Annotated in this window: 9 protein-coding genes; 4 read left to right on the top strand and 5 right to left on the bottom strand. The window is 60.7% G+C overall.

Annotated elements, in window-relative coordinates:
* A partial coding sequence (locus FBT96_RS21000) for a hypothetical protein (RefSeq protein ID WP_212635360.1) occupies positions 1 to 188 on the bottom strand: 188 nt, incomplete at its 3' end.
* Positions 189 to 218: 30 nt separating this feature from the next.
* Between FBT96_RS21000 and FBT96_RS21005 the strand changes: the two genes are divergently transcribed.
* The 4 genes from FBT96_RS21005 (at position 219) to FBT96_RS06460 (ending at position 2,648) form a co-directional block, all read left to right on the top strand.
* The gene (locus FBT96_RS21005) at positions 219 to 506 is read left to right on the top strand and encodes a hypothetical protein (protein ID WP_212635361.1); all 288 of its coding nucleotides are present in this window, start codon (positions 219 to 221) and stop codon (positions 504 to 506) included.
* Between the two features lie 120 nt (positions 507 to 626).
* Entirely contained in the window at positions 627 to 872 is a 246-nt protein-coding gene (locus FBT96_RS06450; protein ID WP_136905502.1) for a hypothetical protein, read from the top strand.
* A 175-nt stretch (positions 873 to 1,047) separates the two neighbouring features.
* Complete coding sequence (locus FBT96_RS06455) at positions 1,048 to 1,344, top strand: helix-turn-helix domain-containing protein (protein WP_136905503.1); 297 nt, start codon at positions 1,048 to 1,050, stop codon at positions 1,342 to 1,344.
* On the top strand, positions 1,341 to 2,648 hold the full coding sequence (locus tag FBT96_RS06460; RefSeq protein ID WP_136905504.1) for a HipA domain-containing protein: 1,308 nt from the start codon (positions 1,341 to 1,343) through the stop codon (positions 2,646 to 2,648). The genes FBT96_RS06455 and FBT96_RS06460 overlap by 4 nt, the downstream gene beginning before the upstream one ends.
* A gap of 372 nt (positions 2,649 to 3,020) precedes the next feature.
* Here FBT96_RS06460 and FBT96_RS06465 read toward each other — a convergent pair whose 3' ends face one another.
* The 4 genes from FBT96_RS06465 to FBT96_RS06475 form a co-directional block, all read right to left on the bottom strand.
* Positions 3,021 to 3,875, bottom strand: a complete 855-nt coding sequence (locus FBT96_RS06465) for a hypothetical protein (protein WP_169583259.1) — start codon at positions 3,873 to 3,875, stop codon at positions 3,021 to 3,023.
* 361 nt (positions 3,876 to 4,236) lie between these two features.
* Positions 4,237 to 5,370 (bottom strand): Fic family protein, encoded by a 1,134-nt coding sequence (locus tag FBT96_RS06470; RefSeq protein WP_136905506.1) that lies wholly within the window; start codon positions 5,368 to 5,370, stop codon positions 4,237 to 4,239.
* A gap of 58 nt (positions 5,371 to 5,428) precedes the next feature.
* Positions 5,429 to 5,614, bottom strand: coding sequence for a hypothetical protein (locus FBT96_RS20625; RefSeq protein WP_169583261.1), 186 nt, complete (start codon positions 5,612 to 5,614; stop codon positions 5,429 to 5,431).
* Positions 5,615 to 5,680: 66 nt separating this feature from the next.
* Positions 5,681 to 6,685 (bottom strand): type IV secretory system conjugative DNA transfer family protein (locus FBT96_RS06475; RefSeq protein ID WP_169583263.1); only part of this gene is annotated, 1,005 nt, incomplete at its 5' end.

A 6,685-nucleotide genomic window follows, 5' to 3' on the forward strand; every position in this document is an offset into this window, starting at 1 on the left:
GCGGCGCCGCGAATGCCTTCGACGAGTGGCTTTGGGTTCGGGACGATCTGCGCACTGTCGCGGCGCATCGGAACCTCGATCTCGAGAACCGAAAGCAGAGGGGCCAGGCGGGCTCCACGCTCGGGCAGTTCCATGAACAGGCCGAAGCATTGATCGACGCCGGTCACCGGCGCGAAACCGATGCGCATTCTGCACGGCTCCTCGGCACGATGCGCGCGATGGCCCGGACACTTGCGGCGACCGGCACGGTGTGTTTCGGGTCGGACGATGAAGCGCAACGCTTCGCGGCGGATCTGCGCCAGAGATATGGGAAGGGGGTTGCGACGGATCTGGTGGCGGGGCGAACCGACACTCTGATGCAGGACTTTCCGGAAAAGCGGGAGAGGCAAGCGGTGGCGCTGGCAGTGGCCGTCGCGGCGCGGGCCCATCCCGGCATGGGCGTGACCTTGCGGGAGGCGGAGCGGGCAGAGGTGCGGCACCGCAACGAAGATCGGGAACTGGAATAGAGGCGCCCTGTTGCTTACCTTGCTGAGGAACGCCCTGACCGGTCGATGCCGTCTCTGTTACGGCAAGACTGCTATTATGACCCCGGGGGAGGGCGCTTTCGTCTCAGGAGGTTTTTCCCGATGAGGATTGTTGTCTGGGGGATGGAGATCCAAATGGATTCTACGGCGGTCTTGTTTTTCGTGCTGGTCATCTTCCTGTTCTGGATCTCGATCTGGGTTCCGGCAACGATGGCGGCGGAGCGCGGCAGGTCGGTGTTCGGATGGCTCCTTCTGACGCTGTTCTTCTCGCCCATGATCACCATCATCGCGCTGTTGGTTTTGGGGCCCACGGTCGAAAAGGCTCTGGAGCGGCTGAACAGGAGATAGCGGAGGCTGCCGCCCGCAGGGGGCTTGCGGGTGTCGTTCTTGCGAGCGCCTTACCGAAAAAGGTAAGATTTCTGCTTCCGGATCGCCTTCTACCTCATTTTATCGAAAAAGATAAGATGGCTTGAGGAATGCGCCGTGGAGTGCTATTTTTACCGAAATCGGTAAGGTGGCCCGGATGCCTGATCACACAGATGAGCTGGACGCCCTTCTCGGGCTTATCGGGAGGCGCCTGCGTGCCGCGCGGGTGGCGCAGGGGCTCAACCTCGAGCAGCTGGCGCGTCTGACTGGCATCAGCGCGCCAGCGCTGTCGCTGATCGAAACCGCCAAGCGCGATGCCCGGGTGACGACCCTCGCAAGGATTGCCCGCGCCCTGCGCGTGCCGCTTGCCGATCTTTTGGAGGATCGCAAATCAAGGCCCGATGAAGCCGGTGGGTCGAATGGCCAGGGCTATGACCTCGGGGATTATCAGTGAGCGTGAAGGTTCCGATCTGGTTCGACGCGCTCGAGGTCGGGCAGATCGAGGTGGCCACCGACGGGTCGCTCACTCTGCACTATGCCGCGCGCTGGCTGCAGACGGCGGGCGCCTTCCCGCTCTCGGTAACGATGCCGCTGCGCGCCGAGCCCTACTGTTCGGAAGCCCTCTCGCCTTGGCTTGCCAATCTGCTGCCCGAAGAGGAGCAACTGGCGGGCCTGACACGCGCCCTTGGTCTCGATCAGGCGGATGTTCTGGCACTGCTGCAAGAGATTGGCGGCGATACGGCGGGGGCCTTCTCGTTCGGGGTGCCGACGGATCGCAGCCGGTGGTCTTACATGCCCCTGACGCAGCTCTACCGGACCGATGATCCGGAAGAAGCGTTGGAACGCCATTTCGAAGATCTCGGGCGCAGGCCGTTTCTGGTCGGGGAAGAAGGCGTGCGGCAGTCCTTGGCGGGCGGGCAGAAAAAATCGGCGCTGAGTGTTCTGGGGCCGGATGGCGCCCCGGTGCTGCGCTTGCCGCAGAAGGGGGACAGGCTGGCGGTGCCGCGCAACGGGGCGCCCTCCACCTTGATCGTGAAGCCGGACAACCCCCACCTGCCCGGCATCACCGAGAACGAGGTCTGGTGTCTGCGGATGGCTCAGGCGATCGGCATCGAGGCGGCCCGGGCGACGATCCTGCAAGCCTCGAAGCGCGCCGCGATCGCCGTGTTGCGCTACGATCGAAGGCTGGGGCGCGGCGGTCAGATCAACCGCCTGCATCAGGAGGACTTCGCTCAGGCCAATGGCCTGCCGCCGGCGCGCAAATACGAGCGCGGCACGCGGCCGGGCCTTGATCTCAAGACGCTGCTCGCGACGGCGCGCCATTGCAGCGCAAAAGACGCCCTCGCATTGCTCGATCAGGTCATTTTCAACATCCTCGTGGCCAACACGGATGCGCATGCGAAGAATTATTCGCTGCTCCTGCCCGTGGGGTCTGCTCCGAGCCTTGCGCCGCTCTATGACGTCTCGACCGTACTTACTTGGCCGCACGTCGTACAAAGCTACGCGCAGAACATCGCTGACAAGAGGCGCACCCCGAACATGATTGCAGGGCGCCACTGGGAGGCGTTCGCCCGTGCGAACGGCTATCGTCCGAGCGATGTCAAGACTCGGGTCCGTCAGCTGGTGGATGCGCTTGTGGCGAAAAGGGTCGCGGTTTCCGCCGAGGTTGCGGCGCTGCCCGGAGCCAGCGAAGGATATGTCGTGCAGACCGCCGACGCTGTCGAGGCGAACGCGCTACGCATGGCAGGGCGGTTGTAGATCCGGCGCCAAGGCCTTTCAGTAAAGCACCTTTATCTTCAGACATCTGGCCGAGCGAGCCGGGTTGAAGCGGCCGCTCACGCACCACGCCGCGATGGGACAGATCACCCTTTTGAGACGGGTCATGCCTCGCGCAGCATGGCTGCCCGGGCCGCCGCATATGGTGGTGCGCGGCCCGCCAGATCGACGTTCCCGGCCCAGAGCCGCCATTCGACCCTCTCGCTGTATCTCTCCGAACCGGTCGTCGTACACGCCATAGCGACAGGACAGCACAGCACGAAGCTGTACCTAGCACTGAACCCTGATCTCGGCGATCGGCCGATATGCGGACCGATGGGGGAAAGGCAAAAAGTCTTCCTCCGTTAGCAGTAGCTATCGGTCCGATATTTGTCCACTCGCTTTCAGATACCGGTACGCGGGATGATCGCGCGGCAAAATTGATGAAATCCGCCGAATAGCGGCGCTAATACGTGGCTCCGAATGATTGAGGCCTAGCCATAAGATTTGCAATGCTTTTAACGCAGCACAACTTTTGTAAATCTCGATTATGTTCCAGCGTGAAAAACTGGACAACTCAGTATGAAGCTTGGCTAGGAAACGAAGGTGTTCGCGCAATATTATTTCATCACCAGGTAACCCGAAATCTGAATCTAGGTCTTGCGACGGAACATCCCCATTGCTGTAGTTGTCAGAAAACGGATTCCCAACTCCACGCAGGTCCTCTTCGTCTGCCTGAATTGGCCGCCAAACCGCCTCAGTCTGACTGATCACTGACCATGGGATTCGGGTCGTTCCGTAAACCTGCCCGTCCGCGTATGGTCCCACCTCATAGAGTAGGAAGGCCTCATTGGGCAGATAGTCGTCGTCAATGCAGCGCAGTTGTGAGCGACTGAGCGCATTGCGCGGTATGCGAAGAAGTACGCGATCGTTTGCGTTTTCTGAGCGTAGCCAACCGCGCCACGCAGCTGCTTCGCTTCGCCAAACTGATAAAGTATAGATTGCTTGCCCCTCGGGTAGGCTTGATGCGAGTTTGACATAATGTTTATGAGGGCAACCTCTTTTCGAACTCCATAAAGAAGGCGTGAGGTTCTCACCTACGGCTTCACGCATTTGCCGAAGGTCCGAGCGATGCTGGAACCGGTAAACATACTGCACATCGTCAACACCATCTGAAAAAGGTAGATCGTTCATATTGTTCCTCTGATTGACCTGCTCGGTGGGGGGCATTTCTTTTTGATTTTAATGGCTCTTCCGCTTTTTTCAAGGCTTTCCGTAATCACGTACCCTAATCATTCGCTATTTTGGTGCGACCGCACCCAGACATTACCGCTCTCCTCCGTGGATATTTGCGTAGCCACTTTCGCACAGCGAAGCGCTCAGGGGCGGCCACACAAGTAGAGCCATCAAGATCTCTGCTTTTGGGGATGCTGGTCACCATTTGCGACTGGATCGGGCCGGTGGGCCGAACGTCGACCACCTGCCCGTTGAGCCACCGGGAACCTGCGAACGGCGGCTATCGCCGGTTCAGCGAATGCGAAGTCACAACCTCGTAGTCCGCTCACCGCCCTTAAAGTCGATCGGCTCCGGATCAAACTTTCAAGAGATCTAGCAAAGGATCGAAGGCATAGAGCGCTGCCCGGCGTCCCGAGGCGGGTTCGATGGTCCGCAGCAAGTCCGCCTCGACGAGGCGGCGAGAGAGGGCGCGAGCCGAGGAGGCGGGGATCCCGGAGCGCTCGACGAACCGGTCGTTGCGGAAAATCGGACTGGCGAAGACGAAATCGAGCGCCTGATCATGGAATTGCGAATTCAGGACCTCGCGGAAGCGTTCGCGCATGGCGCCGTGCAGCCCGAAGATCGCATCCGCCGTTCGGATGTTGACGCAGGCCTGCTCATGCATCGCCTGAAGAAAGAAGATGACCCAGCCGGTCCAATCACGGCTGGCGGAGACGGCGCGCATCCGCTCGATGTATTCGTTCTTATGCGCCTCGAAGTAGCCGGACACGAAGAAGTTTGGCTGCCCCAGAATGCCAAGCTTCCAGAGCATCAGGGTAATCAGCATCCGACCGATCCGGCCGTTGCCGTCTTCGAACGGGTGCAAGGCCTCGAATTCGACATGGGCCACGGCGGTCCGGATCAGAGGCCGCAGCTTGCTTTCCGTCATGAAACGCACGAGTTCCGTCATCGCCGGTGCGAGTTGCTCGGGCGCGATCGGGACATAGTAGATTTTGCCGCGCCTTTCGTCGCCAATGTAGTTTTGTTCGGTCTTGTAACTGCCCGGGTGTTTTTGGGCCCCCCGACCGAAGGACAGAAGTTGCTGATGTGCGGTGCGGATGAGGTGCTCGCTGAGCGGACCCCCCTCGGCAAGGGCCTGGCTCGCGTTGCGGAGCGCGCGCGAATAGAGAAACGTCTCGACATCGTCGTTGCGCGCTTCTCGGTAGGGATCGGCGCTGCCCGCGTCCTCCTCTGCCTCGAGCCGGTAGAGTTCTTCGATGGTCGAGATCGTTCCCTCCATCCGCGAGGAGGTCACGGCGTCCTGGCGACGCAGGGGGGCGAGGAAGAGTTCGCTGTTGACCATGCCCGATATCTTGGCGTCGTATCGCGCGAGGGAGGCCGCGGCATCCTCCGCAGGCCCAAGCAAGGCTTCATAGTCGAGGGCGGTCGGGGGAAACTCGCCTGAATGGTAGGTCACTGCATCGGAGAGATCATAGGTTTTGGCGATCATTTTTGCCCCGAGTCTGTTGTCTAACTCGCTTGATGCTAGGGTAGACACGCCAAGATACTTAGGCAACAGAATTCAGCGCGATTCTGTCATCAAGCGCATTGGCCGATAGAGGGTTGTCAGCAATCCATTTTGACGACAGTTCATTGACGAATTCTGCTGTCAAAATGGATGCGGCCGATTTCGGCTTGGAGACCGAAGCTGCGGATTCCATCGTGGAACCAGCGGCGTGCACAGCAACGTACATCTTACGTGAGATAAGGTAGACCCGACACGGTGGGCCAATGCTTCTCGCACTCAAGCGCTGCCAGCCTCACCCGGTCAGTTCGGAGACCCGCTTCGAGAACTTCGCCATCCGCGCCAATGCGTTTTCCTGCGATGGGGTCAAAGCTTCGAGCCCGATCTCAGCAGCAGTTTCCTTGGTCGTGCTCGTTCCGCCGGAGGCAATCGTTTCTGCAACCTTCGGAACCGCGGCGGGCGGCGCAAGTTCGGGAGCCGTGGGGTAGTCGATCTTGCCGAGACCTGCGAGCCGACGTTCGAGCGCCTCCATGCGCTCGACAAGCCCAAGAACCTTGGCGCTTTCGCGCGATGGGTAGGGCAGGGGGCCGGATTGCGCGTTGAAGAGCGACAGAAACGTCGGATCCTCGAAATACACGATGCGGCTGACAAGAAGCGGGTTCTGTCGCTCGGGGATCAGGATGGCTTGATCCGGGCTGAGGCGGCGCACTTCGTCCGGGGTCAGAAGCGGGCGCTCCTCCATGCGACGGCTGACAGAGCGGCGTTGCACGAAATCCCGATCCCGCGACAGGCTGTCGGAAACCGCAAGCTTGGTGGTCTTGCCGAGCGCATCCGAAATCTCTCCGGCGGTCTTCTTGTCGTTGGCGGCGAGATAAAGCTTCATGCCAGCGGCGGCTTCAAGCGACAGGCGGACGTTCTCGCCATAGATATTGTCAAGGCCGGGGATCGACTGGGTGATGATCGAGACCCGCGCCCCGTGCCCTGCAAGTTGCTTGAGGGCCTGTTCGACGATCGGCATCGGGCCAAGCTGGTCGAATTCGTCAAGCAGCACCATCACGGGCCAGGGCTCGGTCTTGGACGAAGGCATCGTGGCGCGCATCGTGGCGATGAGTTCGCCGAAGAAGAGCCGCACAAGCGGCGCCAGGGTGCGGATGTCATCTGCATTGACCACGACATAGATCGACATCGGCCGCTTGCGCAGATCGGCGAAGGAGAAGTCGTTGCCGCCCGTAGCGCGATCGACAGCCGGGTTGTTCCAGAGCGTCATGCCCGCCCCGCCGAGAACGGAAGCATGCGAGGA

The organism is Rhodobacter capsulatus, from assembly GCF_005144475.1.
Lineage (GTDB): Bacteria > Pseudomonadota > Alphaproteobacteria > Rhodobacterales > Rhodobacteraceae > Rhodobacter > Rhodobacter capsulatus_C.

Coding starts and splice junctions, on each gene's coding strand:
- FBT96_RS06470 (WP_136905506.1), bottom strand. CDS start 5,370: ATGATCGCCAAAACCTATGATCTCTCCGATGCAGTGACCTACCATTCA.
- FBT96_RS06455 (WP_136905503.1), top strand. CDS start 1,048: ATGCCTGATCACACAGATGAGCTGGACGCCCTTCTCGGGCTTATCGGG.
- FBT96_RS06465 (WP_169583259.1), bottom strand. CDS start 3,875: ATGCCCCCCACCGAGCAGGTCAATCAGAGGAACAATATGAACGATCTA.
- FBT96_RS20625 (WP_169583261.1), bottom strand. CDS start 5,614: ATGTACGTTGCTGTGCACGCCGCTGGTTCCACGATGGAATCCGCAGCT.
- FBT96_RS21005 (WP_212635361.1), top strand. CDS start 219: ATGGCCCGGACACTTGCGGCGACCGGCACGGTGTGTTTCGGGTCGGAC.
- FBT96_RS06450 (WP_136905502.1), top strand. CDS start 627: ATGAGGATTGTTGTCTGGGGGATGGAGATCCAAATGGATTCTACGGCG.